Raw genomic sequence first — 16,456 nt, 5'->3', positions numbered from 1 at the left:
ACTACTTGCCGAGCAGGGTCTTCAGGCCACCGGAACGTGCCGCTTCACCGCGGATATGGATGATGGCCGGGGCGGGGGCATCGACCTCATCGAGCTGCATGGACTCCCAGGTGGTGGCGGTCCAGGCGGAGGCGTACAAAGTGACGCGCCAGACGAAGTAGAACACCACCATGATGCCGATAATCGGGCCGAAGACGGCACCGGCGGGGTTCGACAGGGCGTTAGAGAAGAAGACAGTACCGAGCTGCTTGACAATCTCCAGGCCAACGGCGCCAAGAATCGCGCCCTTGAGCACGGACTTGGTGGGAGTCTCACCGCGCGGCAGGGCCTTGAGCATCCACACGAACAGCAGGTAGTTCGCCAGCAGACCAACAGCCAAAGCCACCAGGAACGTGATGATGGAAATGCCCGGAATATCACCCAGGCCGACCATATCCAGCAGGTCCTTGGTGAACCCGGACGAACCAATTGCGGTGACCGCGAAGGTGACCGCAATCATGACAATGATGCCGACCAGGCGCACGAAGTCGCGCAGCTTACCGAGGAGGAAGTTCGCCGCGGTGAGGTTGCGCTTCCACATCGCGGTCACACCCATGCGCAGGTGATTCATCCACGACAGGCCAGACCAGAGGGAGGTTAAGAAACCGACGGTGAACACGCCGCCTGCTTGGGCGATAGCCGCGTCAATAATCTCGGTGAGGGTATCCCCCATGCCGCCGGAGACATTATCGGTGACCATCTGCTTGACCTCAGCCAGCAACTGGTCATCGCCGCGCAGGATGAAACCAATAACGGCGAAGACCGTCATCAGCAGCGGGAAGATCGACAGCACGGAGAAGTAGGTAATACCGGCTGCGAACTGGTTACCACCGCTTTGGCTGTAGCGCTCATGCATCCGCATGATGTGGTCGAACCACGGCCACTTATGACGGAGCTTATCGATGAACCCCGGCTCTTTGTCCTGGACACGTTCGATGCCGTATCGGTCAGTTTTTCCCGGCCGAGGGCGAGTGGAGGTGGCCACGGGACTCCTTCATGCTTCGGTTCAGCGATGTACATCGCTACTTTAGGTCACTGACCCGCCTATCGGGTATCTCGGGGAGCTTTAGCCACGCCGTGGGGCGAGGAAACCAACCCGCTCGTAGACCTGCTCCAGGGTCACTGCGGCGACCTCACGGGCACGATCGGCGCCATTAGCCAAGATGCGTTCCAGCTCTGCCGGGTCCGCCATCAGTTCGTCGTAACGGGCGCGCAGCGGGGTGGTGAACGCCTCTAGCGCATCGGCGGTATCGACCTTGAGCTGACCATATCCGGCACCGGCGTTCTGGTAGCCCGCGACGATCTCGTCGACCGACTTATCCGTCAGCGCAGACTGGATGACCAGCAGGTTGGACACACCGGGCTTATTGTCCCGATCAAAGCGGATCTCGTTGTCATTATCGGTGACAGCGGACTTAATGCGCTTGGCCGAGGTTTTCGGATTATCCAACAGGTTGACGATGCCCTTGGGGTTGGAGCCAGACTTCGACATCTTCGAGGTCGGGTCCTGCAGGTCGTAGATACGAGCCGCGCCCTCTAGAATGTGGCCCTCCGGCACAACGAAAGTCTTCTTGTACCGGGAGTTGAAGCGCTGCGCCAGGGTGCGGGTGAGTTCCAGGTGCTGGCGCTGGTCCTCGCCGACAGGCACCAGCTGCGGGCGGTAGAGCAGGATGTCGGCGGCCATGAGCACCGGGTAGGTAAACAGGCCGACGGTGGTGCGGTCCGCGCCCTGCTTGGCGGACTTGTCCTTGAACTGGGTCATCCGGGAGGCTTCGCCGAAACCGGTGAGGCAACCCAGCACCCACGACAGTTCAGCGTGCTCGGGCACATGGGACTGCACGAACAGCACGGACTTTTCCGGGTCAATACCCAGCGCCAACAGCTGGGCGCAGCCGGCGACAGTGCGGGCACGCAGTTCCTTCGGGTCCTGCTCGACAGTGATGGCGTGCAGGTCAGGGATGAAGTAGTAGGTGTCGAAGTCCTCCTGCAGACCAATCCACTGCCGCACTGCACCGAGGTAATTGCCAAGGTGGTAGGAGTCCGCGGTGGGCTGAATGCCCGACAGGACGCGCTGGCGGCGCGTAGCGGCGGCGGTGGATTCGGTGGGGGCCTGCGTTTCACTCATGCCCCGGATCGTAACCCCGCGCGCAAGAGCCGGCACCGCGGGGCTGACGTTGCGCGGCTCGGCTGCAGGTGTGCTGGTTAAGGGCGCCGCGCGATGAGGTTCACAGCAGCGACGGCAGCGGCGGGGTGTTCCTCCGGGTAGAGGGCCCTGACCAGGGCTACTGCTGCGCGCAGGCCATGTTCATCCATGACGCGGCGCACCCGGTCACGTTCTTGGGCGGTGAGTTCTACCGGCGCCACCGGTGGGCGGCGCCTAGTCGCCGCGATCATGATGGCCACCAGTACCGCAACGCCAAGGACGGCGACCCACACTGACCAGTGGTAGACGAAGGTCCACGCAATAACGGCGATAGCCAGGGATGCGAGGATGACCCACTTCAGGTTGGGGTGGGTGTTTTCCTCAGGCTGAAGACTGCGTTCGAGCTCGTGGAGACGCTCCAGTTCCTTCTCATCCATGACAAACCTCCCATCCACATCTGCGTCAGCAGTCTACTCCGCCATGAGGCGCTACTCCCCCAGCTCAACTAGCTATAAGTAACCACCAGGGGAGAGTGATCCGACCAACGCTGGTTATAGGCAGCAGCCCGGTCCACGGTGGCGCTGGCCGCGCGGTCAAGCATCGACTTCGTCGCCGCCTGGTAGTCGATCCGCCACCCCGCGTTGGTGTCAAAGGCCTTACCGCGGTAGGTCCACCAGGTGTACGGGCCGTCCTCGTCGGGGCGGAGGCGGCGGGCCACATCAAACCACTTCGGTTCCTGTGCAGCCGTGGGTGGAGTCCAGCTGGAACCGTCGGTGAAGCTACCTGCAGCAAGTTCCTTCTCACTAGCCTGGGCCTGGGAGTCCTGCGGCGCAGCATCGGGCCAGGCGCTGAAAACGGAGTCCATCCAGCCGCGTTCTTGGGGCAAAAAGCCCGAGGAGGTGCGGTTTCCCTTCCAGTTCTTCAGGTCCTGCTCGCGGTGGCAAATATTCCAGTCCCCACCGACAACAACATTGCCGTTGCCGGCGAGAGCGTCGAGGTAGGGGCCGAAGACATCGAGGAAGCGGTATTTTTCGTCCTGCTTCTCGGTCTGGGCGGCACCTGAGGGCAGGTACAAGCTACCGACGGTGACATCCTCATCTAAGCCACTGTGCGCTGCTTCGACACGGGCGGAGATAAAACGCCCGGAGCGGTCGAACTCGTCGGCGCCGAAGCCGACCTGAACGTCGGCAAGCGGCACTTTGGACAGCAGGCCAACGCCGGCGCGGCCTTTGGCGAGCTCATTATCGGCGATCTCCCAGTGCCACCCATCCGCAATGGCGGGTGCGAGGGCCTTCTCGGCCTGCTCCGGGGTGGCACGGACTTCCTGCAGCAGCACAATGTCACTAGGGGTGTGGGACAGCCAGGCGAGCATGCCGGGATTGTCCTCATGGCGTTTCTTTACCGCTGCGCGGATGCCGTTGACGTTGACGGTGGCGATGGTCAAGCTCATGGGCACCTACTCTACGTTTCGACTAGGCGGCGGCGGAGCGGGTGTAAAAGAAATGCGCAATGCCCCAGATCGCCATGGCCAGCACGGCGAGGACAACACCGGCCAGGGACGGGGCACGGTAGCCATAACCGGCAGCGATAACGGCACCACCAATGGCCGCTCCCCCAGCATTAGCGATATTCAGTGCCGCCTGGTTCAGTGCCGCAGCCAGGGTTTGGGCCTTGCCCGCCACATCCATGAGGCGGGTTTGCAAGCTCGGGATGAGCAGCGAACCACACAAGCCGATGAGCCCGAAAACGATGGTGCCGACAATGGCGTTTCCGGAGACAAAGTGGAAAACCAGCAGGCAAGAGGCGATGGCGGCAAAGGCGGCGAAGATACCCCACTCGCCGTTGTAATCGCTGAGACGACCGCCGAGGTCAGTGCCGATAATCATGCCGATGCCGTAGGCCATGAGCACAACCCACATCATGTGTTCGGGCATGCCGGCTTCCCGGGTCATCGTCCAGGTGATGTAGGTGTAGACGGCGAACATACCGCCGAAACCAACCGCGCCCATCGCCACAGTGAGCCACACCTGTGGGGTAGCCAGCGCCCCCAGTTCGTCAAGGGGGCGGGTGGGGGCCATCCGGTTCATATGCGGCACCGCAAACCACAGGCACAGCAGGGCCGCCAGCCCGATGAGCGCCACAAAAACAAAACCGGATCGCCAACCGACGGCCACACCTAAGGCCTGAACTGCGGGCACGCCGATAACGGTGGCTACCGATAGGCCCATGCCGGATAGGGCCACCGCACGGCCACGCGAACCAGCCGGGGCCAGCGAGGCCGCAACAAGCGCGGCGACAGAGAAGTACGCGCCATGCGGCAGACCAGCGATAAACCGGGAGACCAGCACCGCAGTGAAGGAACCGAGACTGCCGGCCCACACAGTGGCGGCATTACCGAGGGTGAATGCGGCCATGAGCAACAGCAGCATCCGGCGACGCGGGATGGCCCCGGTGACCACGGTGATAAGTGGCGCGCCGAGCACCACGCCAAGGGCGTAGGCGGAGATGACCGCTCCTGCTTCTGCTTCGGTGCGTCCGAAATCGGCCGCGATATAGGGCAGCAACCCCATTGCGGAGAATTCGGTGACACCGATGCCGAAAGCACCGACGGAGAGTGCAGCAATGACCCAGCGGCGCCGGGCCGCGGAGATGTGGTCTTGCTGCGGGACAGGGCGACGGTTAGGCATTCGGGTGCGCGCCATACTCGCTTCCTCCACAGCTGGTTATTAAGTCGGCAGGTAAGCCGGGCGGGAATGCTACCGGCAGCGCACTGAGACTTGGAAATGGGGTTACCGTCCGACAGGGCGTGGCCGTCGGCAAGCTGGCGGTGAGGCGGGAGGTGTGGCCGGTAATAATAATTAACTCTGCCGGTACCGCGGCGACCACGACAGTTATTAGTGTGGCAAAATAAGAAGGGTGGATACAGTTACCTGCCAGCCTCCCGAAAAATAGCGCATGAGCTTGCCTTATGCACCCTACCTGGCACTGTTGTCACTACCGCTACACCAAGAGGCCACGCTGACGGTTTGGCGTGCATTAGTTATCGTAGGGCGAAACCATATCCACGGATGTGAACAGCTGCCACCCACAAGGAGTTCCCTTATATGGCCACCATCATCTGGACTCGGACTGACGAGGCACCACTACTTGCCACGTACTCTTTGAAGCCCATCGTCGAGGCCTTCGCCTCTCATGCCGGCGTTAATGTCGAGACCCGCGATATTTCGCTGGCGGGCCGCATCATCGCCCAGTTCGCCGATCGGCTCCCTGAAGACAAGCGCATCGAGGACCACCTCGCTGAGCTCGGCGAGAAGGTCAACGAGCCCGACGCCAACATCATCAAGTTGCCGAATATCTCGGCATCGGTGCCGCAGATTAAGCGCGCAGTCGCCGAGTTGCAGAACAAGGGATACGACATCCCGAAGTACCTCACCCAGCCGGAAACCGACGAACAGAAGGCCGACCGCGCCAAGTTCGACAAGGTCAAGGGTTCCGCGGTTAACCCGGTGCTGCGCGAAGGCAACTCGGACCGTCGCGCTCCTGAGGCTGTGAAGAACTTCGCCCGCAAGCACCCGCACCGCATGGGTGACTGGGCCGAAGATTCCAAGACCAATGTCGCCACCATGGCTTCCAACGACTTCCGCCACAACGAGAAGTCCGTTGTGATGGATAAGGACGACACCCTCACCTACCGCCTGGAGACTGCCGACGGCGAGGAGATCATCCTCAAGGACGGCCTCGAGGTGCTCAAGGGCGAGGTCATCGACGGCACCGGCATTAATGTGCACATCCTGTCGAACTTCCTGCGCTCGCAGATCCGCCGCGCCAAGCGCGAGGACATTTTGTTCTCGGTGCACCTGAAGGCCACCATGATGAAGGTCTCTGACCCGCTCATCTTCGGTGAGGTCGTCAAGGCCTTCCTGCCCAGCGTGTACCCCAAGTACGAGGAGGCGCTCGCCGAGGTTAACCTGACCCCGGATTACGGCATTGGCGTTATCCTCGACGGCCTGCACAAGCTCGACGACGACACCGCCGAGAAGGTCCGCGAAGCCATTGAGAAGGACCTGGCCGACGGCCCGGACCTGTACATGGTTGATGACGCCAAGGGCATCACGAACCTGCATGTGCCTTCCGACGTCATCGTCGACGCCTCCATGCCCGCACTTATCCGCAATGGCGGCAAGGGCTGGAACCCCAAGGGCGAGAAGCAGGACTGCCTGGCGGTTATCCCCGACTCCTCCTACGCCGGGGTCTACCAGGCCGTTATCGACGACTGCCGGGAAAACGGCAAGTTCGACCCGTCCACGATGGGCTCGGTGCCCAATGTGGGCCTGATGGCCCAGAAGGCCGAGGAATACGGTTCCCACAACAAGACCTTCCAGGTGCAGCACGACGGCATCCTGCAGGTCGTGGATTCCTCCGGCAAGGTGCTCATTGAGCACCACGTCGCCAAGGGCGATATTTGGCGTTCCTGCCAAACCAAGGATGCGCCGATCCGTGACTGGGTGAAGCTTGCTGTAAACCGCGCCCGCGCCACCGGCGACCCGACGGTGTTCTGGCTGGACCGCACCCGTGCGCACGACGCCAAGCTCATCGAGAAGGTCGAGAAGTACCTCGAAGAGCACGACACTGAGGGCCTGGATATCCGGATCATGGACCCGGAGGCGGCCACGAAGTTCTCGCTTGAGCGCATCCGCGAAGGCAAGGACACCATCTCGGTTACCGGCAATGTGCTGCGTGACTACCTCACCGACCTGTTCCCCATCATGGAGCTGGGCACGTCGGCAAAGATGCTTTCGGTGGTTCCGCTGATGGCCGGCGGTGGCCTGTTCGAGACCGGGGCCGGCGGCTCCGCACCGAAGCACGTCCAGCAGGTGCAGGAAGAAAATCACCTGCGTTGGGACTCCCTGGGCGAGTTCCTGGCCCTGGCGGAGTCGCTGCGCTACGCCAATGAGCATACCGCTGATGGCGATGAGTCCCAGGGGCGTGCGCTGGTGCTGGCTGAGGCACTCGACCGCGCTACCGACCGCCTGCTTGAGGACGGCAAGTCCCCCTCCCGCAAGGCCGGCGAGATCGACAACCGTGGTTCGCACTTCTACCTCGCCCGCTACTGGGCTGAGGAGCTTGCCAACCAGGATGCCGATGAGCAGCTGAAAAATGAGTTCACTGAGTTCGCTAAGAAGCTCAGTGATAACGAGGAGCAGATCGCCAAGGAGCTTCTGGAAGTTCAGGGTTCCCCGGCGGACCTGGGCGGCTACTTCTTGCCCGATGATGACAAGACCGAGGCCGTTATGCGCCCCTCGAAGGTCTTTAATGACATCATCGCGGAGATGAAGCAGAGCTAGTCTCTGCCCCACACCAAAGCCCTCCGGCAGCTACGTGGCTGCCCGGAGGGCTTTGTCGTGCGTTATCCGGGTCCGCGGCCGGTTTAACCCCAGATGGCGTGCAGCACAAGTACACACACAGAGGCGATCACTGCTGCGACGGGAAGGGTGATGACCCAGGCCATAGCGATGGGCTTCATAAGCTTCCAGTTGGCAGCCTTATTCACGATGCCGATGCCGAGCACAGCGCCGATGAGGATATGGGTGGAGGACACCGGCAGCGACAGTAGCGACGCCCCCATGACCACGGCCGCAGCGGAGAGCTCGGCGGCGAAGCCGGAAGCTGGGTGCATGGCGGTGAGGCCGGAGCCGACGGTGGCGATGACGAAGCGGCCGATGAACCACAAACCACACACAAGCATGACGCCCATGGCGAGCATGGCCTCTGGGGGCACGGGGGCTTCATCGTGAATCTGGTTGGTGGTCAGTACGTCAAGCACAGCTGCGAAGGGACCGATGGCGTTGGCGATATCGTTCGAGCCGTGGGAGAAAGCAAAAGCTGAGGCGGTAAAGACCTGCATCCAGGAAAACAGCAGGTAGGTGGAGCGGGATAGGGCGTGCTTTTTCAACGTGCGCGCGACGATGAATACCGACAGCCACACCGAGGCGGCGATCATGCCGAGGATGATGAAATTCCCGGCATTGGAGATATCCAGCTGTAGGTTCTTCAGCCCCTTAAACAGCAACATTGAGCCGATAATGACCGAACCGAAGGCAGCTAGTAGCGGGACCCAGGTCTCTAGTGCGCGGTGGGAATCCACCTCATTGGCTTCGTCGTTAAGCCGGTGTAGTTCCTTGTAGTAGTCCGACTCGAGTTCATCTGCGTCGTACTCTTCCTGGGCAACGGTGATGGCGTCGCACACCATCGCCGATGTGTAGGAAATCTGCTGTAGCTCAGATAGCCGCTGGAAGCGGTTTTTGTGTTCCTTCATGAGCTTATGCCGACGTTCCTTCAGCAGCTGCAGCTGCGCATCGGCTTGCTCGTTGTAGACAAGGATGTACCGCTTAATGAGGGAGAACAGCACCCATGCAACGGCACCACCGAGGACCGGTGACAGCACCCACGAAATGGCGATGAGCCCGATACCGCTCCACTGGACCATGTCCCAACCACCAACGCCGGTGTAGAAACCGATGGTTAAGGCGGCGCCGACGATACCGCCGATGATGGAGTGCGTTGTCGATACCGGCCAGCCGAGACGGGTAGCGATGAGCAGCCATAATGCCGCGCCGAGCAGGGCGGACATCATGATGAACGCGAAGTCGAGCGGGTCTTCGAACTGCACGCCTTCGAGGTTGACGATGCCCTTGCGGACAGTATCGGTGACTTCGCCGCCGGCGAGGACAGCACCACCGACTTCGAATATGGCGGCAACCATCAGGGCCTGCTTCATGGACAGCGTGCCGGCACCAACGGAGGTACCGAAAGAGTTGGCGACGTCGTTACCGCCAATATTGAAGGACATGAAGAAGCCGAACACGATGGTTGTGAGCAGCATCAGGAAGCTAGCTTCCTTGGTCAGCTCCCCATACGACCACCAGGTGAAGGTCACCAGGGTCACAGCCAGCAGTACACCGAAGGAGAGATGCCACCATTTATCCGATGGTGGCTTTACGTCTTGACTGGGCGCGTGTTGTACAGCGGTATCACTCAAGGTCGCCACTCTTTTCCGCGCATCTACGAGCGCTAGTTGTCCGATTGGTCGCCCCGGATTGTCGCTGTACTGAGTAATTCTTTCGTGAACTGGTTCATCCCTGCAGGTGAACGAATGGGGAACCCTCGGGCTGGCCGCACTGTGACCAGCCCTGCCTCCTGTGTGCTTCCTCCCCTGCACGCTGTGCTGCGAAATCTTGTTATCGGCGGCTGCCAGCACACCCCAAACAAACCGCCCGGACTGTCCATTATTGATTCCCATGCGCTTCTTACCTGCGCTATTGCAGTAGACCGAGCTGTCCGTTAATGTGCTGTGACAACACCTCAACCGCTTCCTACGCACTAAGGATTAACCAATGACTACGCGCTACGACAACTCAGCTTCGGACTCCTGGGCCCTGGCCACCCGCGCCATCCACGTCGGCCAGTCCCCCGATGAACAAACCAAGTCCCGCAACCTGCCCATCTACAACACCTCCTCCTACGTCTTCGATAACGCCGAACACGCCGCCGCCCGATTCGGCCTCGCCGACCCGGGCCCGATTTACACCCGCCTCACTAACCCCACCGTCGATGCCGTCGAGCAACGTCTAGCCAACCTGGAATGTGGTGTGGCCGCGGTGCTCTTCGCCTCCGGCCAGGCAGCTGAGACCGCTGCGCTGCTCACCCTGGCCCGCGCCGGCGATCACATCGTGGCCTCCCCGCGTCTCTACGGCGGCACGGAAACCCTGCTCAAGGTCACCCTGCCCCGCTTGGGTATCACCACCACGTTCGTGGAAAACCCCGACGACCCGGAGTCCTGGCAGGCCGCCGTGCAGGACAACACCGTCGGTTTCTACGCAGAGACCATCGCCAACCCCCAGGTCGACATCCTCGACGTGCCGACCATCGCCGAGATCGCGCACAACAACCAGGTGCCGCTCATCGTCGACAACACCGTGGCCACCCCCGTGTTGATTCGCCCCATCGAGCTGGGCGCCGACATTGTGGTCTCGTCGGCCACGAAGTACCTCACCGGTAATGGTTCGGCCCTGGGTGGCATCCTCGTCGACGGCGGCGAATTCGACTGGACCGCCCAGCGCGATGGTCGCGACCTCTTCCCCAACTTCACCGAACCGGATGAGGCCTACCACGGCCTGAAGTTCGCTGACCTGGGCGCACCGGCATTCGCATTGCGCGCCCGCGCCGGCATTCTGCGTGATACCGGCGCTGCCCCTGCCCCCTTCAATGCGTGGGGCCTGGCACAGGGCCTGGACACCCTGGCCTTGCGGGTCGAGCGCCATAATGCCAACGCCCAGAAGGTCGCCGAATACCTCGAGAGCAATGACCGCGTCGCCAAGGTTAATTACGCTGGCCTGCCCAGCTCCCCCTGGTACCAGGCCAAGCAGAAGCTGGGGCTTGCTGGTGCCGGCGCGGTGCTGTCCTTCGACCTGAAGGTCGCCGATGGTGCTGATGAGGAGTCCATCCGCAATCAGGCGTGGGCCTTTATTGACGCGCTGAAATTGCACTCCAATGTCGCCAATATCGGCGATGTGCGCTCCCTTGTGGTCCACCCGGCGACTACGACCCATTCGCAGTCCGACGCAGCGGGCCTCAAGCGCGCTGGCATTAACCAGTCCACTGTGCGTCTGGCGGTGGGTATCGAGGCCGCCGAGGACATCATCGCTGACTTAGAGCAGGCGTTCGCCGCCACTGCCTAAGGTCCTTTATCCCCCTTCGCGGGAATGCGCGCGTACCATCCTGCACAATGGTTACAACGGAAGCGGACAGCACGTTCTGTCCGCTTTTGTTCAATTCACCGCCCGCCTACCGGAGGTTTTCGCGCAATGAGTACCCGTTATGACAATTCCGAAGCTGCTAGCTGGGGTTTCACCACCCGTCAGATCCACGCCGGCCAGCCCGTCGACTCTGATAATGGCTCCCGAAACCTGCCGATTCACATGAGCACGGCCTTCGTTTTTGACGATGCGCAGACCGCCGCGAACCGCTTTGACTTGTCTGAACCGGGCTTCATCTACACCCGCCTGAACAACCCCACCGTCGCCGCCGTTGAGGAACGTTTCTGTGCGCTCGAAGGCGGCGTGCACGCGGTTTTGTTCGGCTCCGGTATGGCAGCAGAAACCGCCGCGATTTTGAACCTCGTTCGCGCAGGCGACCAGATCGTCACCTCCCCGCGCCTCTACGGCGGCACCGACACCCTGTTCTCGGTGACGCTGCCACGCCTGGGCGTCGAGGTCACCTATGTAGACAATCCCGACGACCCGAAATCCTGGGCCGCTGCGGTTCAGGACAACACCCGCGCCTTTTTCGCTGAGGCCATCGCCAACCCGCAGGCCGACGTCCTGGATGTGCCGCTCGTCGCCGAGGTCGCGCACGACAACCAGGTGCCACTAATTGTCGATAACACCATCCCCACCGCGTGGGCACTGCGTCCGCTGGAACTCGGCGCGGATATTGTCATCGCTTCGACCACGAAGTTCTACACCGGCAATGGCAGCGCCCTGGGCGGTGTGCTGGTCGACGGCGGCAGCTTCGATTGGACTGTTCAGCGCGACGGTAAGCCCGTATTCCATGACTTCGTTACCCCGGACCCGGCCTACCACGGCCTGAAGTACGCCGACCTCGGCCCGGCCGCCTATGGCCTCAAGGCCCGTGTGGGTTTGCTGCGTGATACCGGCGCGGCCCCCAGCCCCTTCAACGCATGGTTGATTGCCCAGGGCCTGGATACTCTGTCGCTGCGGATGCGCCAGCACAACACCAATGCGCAAAAAGTCGCCGAGTACCTTGAGGAGCACCCCTTGGTACGCAAGGTCGCTTTCCCGGGTCTTCCCTCATCGCCGTGGAATGACACCCTCACTCGCCTGGATATGCCCGGCGGCGGCGCGGTGCTCACCTTCGATATCGCTGGTGAAGATGGCGGACCGGCCTCCCGTGAGCGCGCGTGGGCGTTTATCGACGCGCTGAAGTTGCACTCCAATGTCGCCAATATCGGCGATGTGCGCTCCCTTGTGGTCCACCCGGCCTCCACTACCCATTCGCAGTGCAGCGATGAGCAGAACGCCGCAGCTGGGGTCACCCAGGCCACGGTGCGACTGTCGGTGGGCATTGAGGATATTGAGGACATCATCGCCGATTTGGATGGCGCTTTCGCCGCCCTATAAACCCATCAGGAAAGTGTCATGATTCAGCACACACTTCCCCCGGAAGGCCAACCCGGTTCCATCGCCATTGGTGATGTCATAACCGAGGCTGGTGCGACCATCAATGATGTCACCGTCGCTTTTGAGCGCTGGGGGCGGCCGAATGCTGATTTCTCCAATGTGGTGCTGCTTGAGCACGCGTTGACCGGCGATGCCCACGCCTCGGGCCCTGTGGATACTGAGCACCCCACCCCTGGCTGGTGGAATGGCATGATTGGTTCGGGCCGGGCGCTTGATACTGACCGATTCTGCATTATCTGCACCAATGTCATTGGCGGCTGCCGGGGCACGACGGGGCCGGCCTCATTGCATCCCGACGGCGCCGCCTGGGGCTCCAGGTTCCCGGCAGTATCGGTGCGGGACGCGGTCAATGTCGAATATATGGCGCTGAAAGAACTGGGGATACACCAACTCGTCGCAGTCGTTGGCGGATCGCTGGGTGGTGCTCGCGCCTTGGAGTGGTCGCTGATGCATCCCGACGTGGTGGGTCGCGCTTTGGTGCTGGCCGCTGGTGCTCGCGCTAGCGCCTGGCAGATCGGTATTCAATCGGCACAGATCCAGTTCATTGAGACCGATCCGCACTGGTATGGCGGCGATTACTACAGCACTGGTGAGGCCCCGGTGCGGGGTTTGGGTTTTGCCCGTCGGGTAGCTCACCTCACTTACCGCGGAGAGCTGGAACTCGATGACCGGTTCGGCGCGTCTGCCCAAGCTGGTGAGAACCCGCTGGGCCCGAGTCGTGGTGAGGGCCGCTTCCAGGTGGAGAGCTACCTGGACCACCAGGCAGATAAACTCGCTGCCCGTTTTGATGCTGGTTCATATGTGGTGCTGACCGACATGCTCAACCGGTATGACATTGGTCGTGGCCGCGGCGGCATGAACGACGCTTTGGCGTATTCCACGGTGCCGACGATGGTCGCCGGTGTGGATACCGACATTCTCTACCCGTTGCATCAGCAGCGGCACCTGGCGCGCAATCTGGGCAATTGCTTAGGCCTGCGCACAATCTGCTCCCCGACCGGGCACGATGGTTTCCTCACCGAGTTCGACCAGGTCGAGGCGATTATTCGTGAGTTCTTCCAGGTTTGTTAAGCCCACACAGCCCTAGCTGCCGAGCGCGTCGACGGAGGCAGAAAGGAACACCATCAGCCCGCCAAGGGCGAGACAAAACAGCAGGTCGAAGGTACGCGAGCGGACAGAGAAAATGCCCAGCATTGTGTCCGGAAGGTACTGGCGCAGCACCCCGAGATAGACCACGGTGAGCCCGAAAACGAAGGTCGCGCGCCGCCAGCGTTCCAGACCGAGAAAGACCGCAGCGGCCCCGACGCCAATAAACAGGCAACCGAACAGGGCCAACTGCACCCAGCGGGGCCAGCTGTCCCCGCGGGCGCCAGCTGGGCTGTGCGGGTTATACCGCGGGTCGGGCAGATGCTGCGGATCTGCGCGCTGGGCGATCTCTCTCATACCTGCAGTGCCTTAGCCCTGCAGACCTGCGGCACGCTCTGCGCGCTCCACCACATTGCTGACTAAGAATGCGCGGGTCAGCGGGCCGACACCGCCGGGGTTCGGCGAGACCGCACCTGCAATATCCCACACGTCGGGGTGCACATCGCCGGCGAGTTTGCCGTCGACACGCGAGACCCCCACATCGAGCACAGCCGCACCGGGCTTGACCATATCCGGGGTAATCATGTGCGGCTGACCGGCCGCGGCGATGATGACGTCGGCACGCTTGGTGTGCTCGGCCAAGTCCCGAGTACCGGTGTGGCACAGGGTGACCGTGGAGTTCTCGCTGCGGCGAGTCAGGATGAGGCCGATGGGCCGGCCGACGGTCACGCCGCGACCGACGACGACAACCTCAGCCCCGTTGAGTGGCACGTCGAAACGGCGCAGCAGATGGATGCAGCCATTGGGCGTGCACGGCAGCGGGGCGGGCTCATTGAGCACGAGCTTGCCGAGGTTGACTGGGTGGAGGCCATCGGCATCCTTATCGGGGTCGATGAGGCCAAGGATGCGGTTTTCGTCGATATGCTTCGGCAGCGGTAGCTGCACGATATAGCCGGTGCATTCGTCATCATTATTGAGCTCTTCGATGACCTTCTCGAGCTCTTCCTGGGTGGTGTCTTCCGGCAGGTCGCGGCGAATGGACCGCACACCGATTTCCTCACAGTCACGGTGCTTCATCTTCACGTAGGAGTGACTTCCCGGGTCATCGCCGACCAGCACAGTGGCCAGCCCCGGGGTGACTCCGGCCTCCTTGAGGCGGTTCACTCGTTGCGCAAGATCGTCAAAGATCTCGGCGCGGTACAACTTTCCATCCAACTTCGTCGCCGTCATGGCACCAAGTATGGCAGGTGCGGCGCCAGCGGTGGCATCAGGCGCGATAATCGGGGCTCTACTGGCTACTGGAAAGCTACTAGAAAGCTACTGGAAAGCCTGATTTCTAGTAGACGCACCCCTCTACCTGCATAAACAGCTCTACTAGACAGCTACTAGAAAGCCTGGTTTCTAGTAGGCGCACCCCTCTACCTGCATAAACAGCTCTACTAGAAAGCTACTGGAAAGCTACTGGAAAATTTTCCAGTAGAGTTTCCAGTATGAATCCGCACTGGTCACAGCACGACGATGATGAAGCGATCACTCCCTCGCTTGAAGAGCTGCGCACACGACCCGAAGACCAGTGGTTTGAACGTAAGTCCTTCAGGATCGAACCCAAGGACCTAGCTAAAGCTCTCGTCGCATTTGCCAACACAGATGGCGGCATAGTCGTGATCGGCGTTGAGGACCGCAAACTTCAGGGCACAGCAAGTGCGGATCAGCGCAATAAATTCCTCCAGACCTCGGTAAATTACACCCAACCTCCAGTCCAGTTCACCTACAAAGAAGCTAAGGGAAAAAGCGGTTCTGGAGAACCTGCCGAAGTCATCATGCTCACTGTGCCGCCCAGCGAACACGTGCATACAACCACCAAAAATGAGTGTTTTATTCGAGTAGGCGACAGCAGTCAGAAGCTCACTGACCCTAACGCCATCATGGAGTTGCGCTATACCAAAGGTGAGCGCCACTATGACGCCACTGCTGTACCGAATACCTCTATCGCCGACCTGGATCACAATGCTTTAGAGGAGTACGCAGCGGAGATCGGCTCGTCAAGTATCAAAGATGCCTTAAATGCACGCAATCTCATTGCACGTGAGGGTTGCATTCATACCGCCGGAATCTTGATGTTTGGCAAGGCTCCGCAGAGATTCTTCCCGAGTGCGTTTATTCGGGTACTGAAGTGGAGCGACCCAGACCGTCATGCGGGACGTCAACAAAACCTAGAAGAAGACGAGCGCTTTGAAGGCTCCATCCCTCAGCAAATCGCTGATGCGCAGGCGTTTATAAAGTCCTTAATTCCCAGCGTCCACAGGCTAGGACCTGGCGGCAAATTCGTGAGTGAGTCGGAAATTCCGCCTGATGCTTGGCTAGAAGGTTTGGTCAATGCAGCCATCCACCGCTCATACAGCATGCAAGGCGATCACATTCGTTTCGAAATCTTTCCGGACCGATTAGAAATTTCAAGCCCTGGTAGGTTCCCCGGACTAGCTGATCCGAGAAAGCCGGAGTCCATCACGCGCTTTGCCCGAAATCCGGTTATCGCGCGCATCGCCTCCGAACTCCGCATCGGACAGGAACTTGGTGAGGGAATTCGCCGTATTTTCCAGGAAATGCGCGGCGTGGGCCTGCTTGACCCTGAGTACAAACAAACTAACGGCAGCGTCATTCTTGTGATGAATGCCGAGCGCAGGATTAATGCTGCCCAGCAACAGAAACTCCCCTTACACGCAGATGAGGTCCTCACTGCGCTACAGCGCGCCAATAAACCATTGGGGACAGGCGAGGTCGCTACCCTAACTAGACTTAGCAAACCCGTTGCCCGCAATGCACTCAATTCACTACGCGATGCCGACCTCGTGGTATGGCAAGGCAAGTCTCCACGAGACCCACGAGCAACATGGAGCGTCCGCGACGCTTTCTAGCTACTGGAAAGCTA

13 protein-coding genes are annotated in these 16,456 nt (G+C 60.9%); 5 read left to right on the top strand and 8 right to left on the bottom strand.

From position 1 onward, the window contains the following. Position 1: 1 nt before the first annotated feature. From KRX51_RS02330 to KRX51_RS02310, 5 genes are all read right to left on the bottom strand, one after another. Complete coding sequence (locus KRX51_RS02330) at positions 2-1,024, bottom strand: YhjD/YihY/BrkB family envelope integrity protein (protein ID WP_218361340.1); 1,023 nt, start codon at positions 1,022-1,024, stop codon at positions 2-4. Between the two features lie 81 nt (positions 1,025-1,105). Then, the gene (gene trpS, locus KRX51_RS02325) at positions 1,106-2,164 is read right to left on the bottom strand and encodes a tryptophan--tRNA ligase (RefSeq protein ID WP_218361339.1); all 1,059 of its coding nucleotides are present in this window, start codon (positions 2,162-2,164) and stop codon (positions 1,106-1,108) included. Positions 2,165-2,241: 77 nt separating this feature from the next. Next, a complete protein-coding gene (locus tag KRX51_RS02320) occupies positions 2,242-2,619 on the bottom strand; it encodes a hypothetical protein (RefSeq protein ID WP_218361338.1) in 378 nt (125 codons plus the stop codon). Between the two features lie 68 nt (positions 2,620-2,687). Then, positions 2,688-3,632: an exodeoxyribonuclease III gene (locus KRX51_RS02315; protein ID WP_218361337.1), complete on the bottom strand. Its 945-nt coding sequence runs from the start codon at positions 3,630-3,632 to the stop codon at positions 2,688-2,690. 22 nt (positions 3,633-3,654) lie between these two features. Continuing rightward, positions 3,655-4,884: an MFS transporter gene (locus tag KRX51_RS02310; protein WP_218361336.1), complete on the bottom strand. Its 1,230-nt coding sequence runs from the start codon at positions 4,882-4,884 to the stop codon at positions 3,655-3,657. A gap of 402 nt (positions 4,885-5,286) precedes the next feature. Here KRX51_RS02310 and KRX51_RS02305 point away from each other — a divergent pair, with 402 nt between their 5' ends. Next, complete coding sequence (locus KRX51_RS02305) at positions 5,287-7,527, top strand: NADP-dependent isocitrate dehydrogenase (protein ID WP_218361335.1); 2,241 nt, start codon at positions 5,287-5,289, stop codon at positions 7,525-7,527. An 83-nt stretch (positions 7,528-7,610) separates the two neighbouring features. Here the strand turns inward: KRX51_RS02305 and KRX51_RS02300 are convergent, their stop codons facing one another. After that, a complete protein-coding gene (locus KRX51_RS02300) occupies positions 7,611-9,221 on the bottom strand; it encodes an inorganic phosphate transporter (RefSeq protein ID WP_218361334.1) in 1,611 nt (536 codons plus the stop codon). A gap of 355 nt (positions 9,222-9,576) precedes the next feature. Here KRX51_RS02300 and KRX51_RS02295 point away from each other — a divergent pair, with 355 nt between their 5' ends. From KRX51_RS02295 to KRX51_RS02285, 3 genes are all read left to right on the top strand, one after another. After that, positions 9,577-10,920, top strand: a complete 1,344-nt coding sequence (locus tag KRX51_RS02295) for an O-acetylhomoserine/O-acetylserine sulfhydrylase (RefSeq protein ID WP_218361333.1) — start codon at positions 9,577-9,579, stop codon at positions 10,918-10,920. Between the two features lie 126 nt (positions 10,921-11,046). Next, complete coding sequence (locus KRX51_RS02290) at positions 11,047-12,381, top strand: O-acetylhomoserine/O-acetylserine sulfhydrylase (RefSeq protein ID WP_218361332.1); 1,335 nt, start codon at positions 11,047-11,049, stop codon at positions 12,379-12,381. Between the two features lie 18 nt (positions 12,382-12,399). Next, positions 12,400-13,512, top strand: a complete 1,113-nt coding sequence (locus KRX51_RS02285; protein ID WP_218361331.1) for a homoserine O-acetyltransferase — start codon at positions 12,400-12,402, stop codon at positions 13,510-13,512. A 12-nt stretch (positions 13,513-13,524) separates the two neighbouring features. On the opposite strand, the gene KRX51_RS02280 is transcribed toward KRX51_RS02285, so the two are convergent. Both KRX51_RS02280 and KRX51_RS02275 read right to left on the bottom strand, forming a co-directional pair. Next, positions 13,525-13,884, bottom strand: a complete 360-nt coding sequence (locus tag KRX51_RS02280) for a DUF3017 domain-containing protein (protein ID WP_218361330.1) — start codon at positions 13,882-13,884, stop codon at positions 13,525-13,527. Positions 13,885-13,896: 12 nt separating this feature from the next. Beyond that, a complete protein-coding gene (locus tag KRX51_RS02275; protein WP_218361329.1) occupies positions 13,897-14,757 on the bottom strand; it encodes a bifunctional methylenetetrahydrofolate dehydrogenase/methenyltetrahydrofolate cyclohydrolase in 861 nt (286 codons plus the stop codon). Positions 14,758-15,017: 260 nt separating this feature from the next. On the opposite strand from KRX51_RS02275, the gene KRX51_RS02270 reads away from it, so the two are divergent. Beyond that, a complete protein-coding gene (locus KRX51_RS02270; RefSeq protein WP_218361328.1) occupies positions 15,018-16,442 on the top strand; it encodes an RNA-binding domain-containing protein in 1,425 nt (474 codons plus the stop codon). Positions 16,443-16,456: the final 14 nt, after the last annotated feature.

Origin of the sequence: Corynebacterium sp. TAE3-ERU12 (assembly GCF_019209905.1) — a bacterium.
GTDB lineage: Bacteria > Actinomycetota > Actinomycetes > Mycobacteriales > Mycobacteriaceae > Corynebacterium.
Note: the sequence above shows the minus strand (reverse complement) of the source record. Positions and strands in the feature narration are given on the sequence as shown.

Bases quoted from the DNA above. Each gene is read 5' to 3' on its own strand.
- KRX51_RS02280 (WP_218361330.1), bottom strand. From the start codon at position 13,884: ATGAGAGAGATCGCCCAGCGCGCAGATCCGCAGCATCTGCCCGACCCG.
- trpS (WP_218361339.1), bottom strand. From the start codon at position 2,164: ATGAGTGAAACGCAGGCCCCCACCGAATCCACCGCCGCCGCTACGCGC.
- KRX51_RS02320 (WP_218361338.1), bottom strand. From the start codon at position 2,619: ATGGATGAGAAGGAACTGGAGCGTCTCCACGAGCTCGAACGCAGTCTT.
- KRX51_RS02285 (WP_218361331.1), top strand. From the start codon at position 12,400: ATGATTCAGCACACACTTCCCCCGGAAGGCCAACCCGGTTCCATCGCC.
- KRX51_RS02270 (WP_218361328.1), top strand. From the start codon at position 15,018: ATGAATCCGCACTGGTCACAGCACGACGATGATGAAGCGATCACTCCC.
- KRX51_RS02295 (WP_218361333.1), top strand. From the start codon at position 9,577: ATGACTACGCGCTACGACAACTCAGCTTCGGACTCCTGGGCCCTGGCC.
- KRX51_RS02275 (WP_218361329.1), bottom strand. From the start codon at position 14,757: ATGACGGCGACGAAGTTGGATGGAAAGTTGTACCGCGCCGAGATCTTT.
- KRX51_RS02310 (WP_218361336.1), bottom strand. From the start codon at position 4,884: ATGGCGCGCACCCGAATGCCTAACCGTCGCCCTGTCCCGCAGCAAGAC.
- KRX51_RS02305 (WP_218361335.1), top strand. From the start codon at position 5,287: ATGGCCACCATCATCTGGACTCGGACTGACGAGGCACCACTACTTGCC.
- KRX51_RS02290 (WP_218361332.1), top strand. From the start codon at position 11,047: ATGAGTACCCGTTATGACAATTCCGAAGCTGCTAGCTGGGGTTTCACC.
- KRX51_RS02315 (WP_218361337.1), bottom strand. From the start codon at position 3,632: ATGAGCTTGACCATCGCCACCGTCAACGTCAACGGCATCCGCGCAGCG.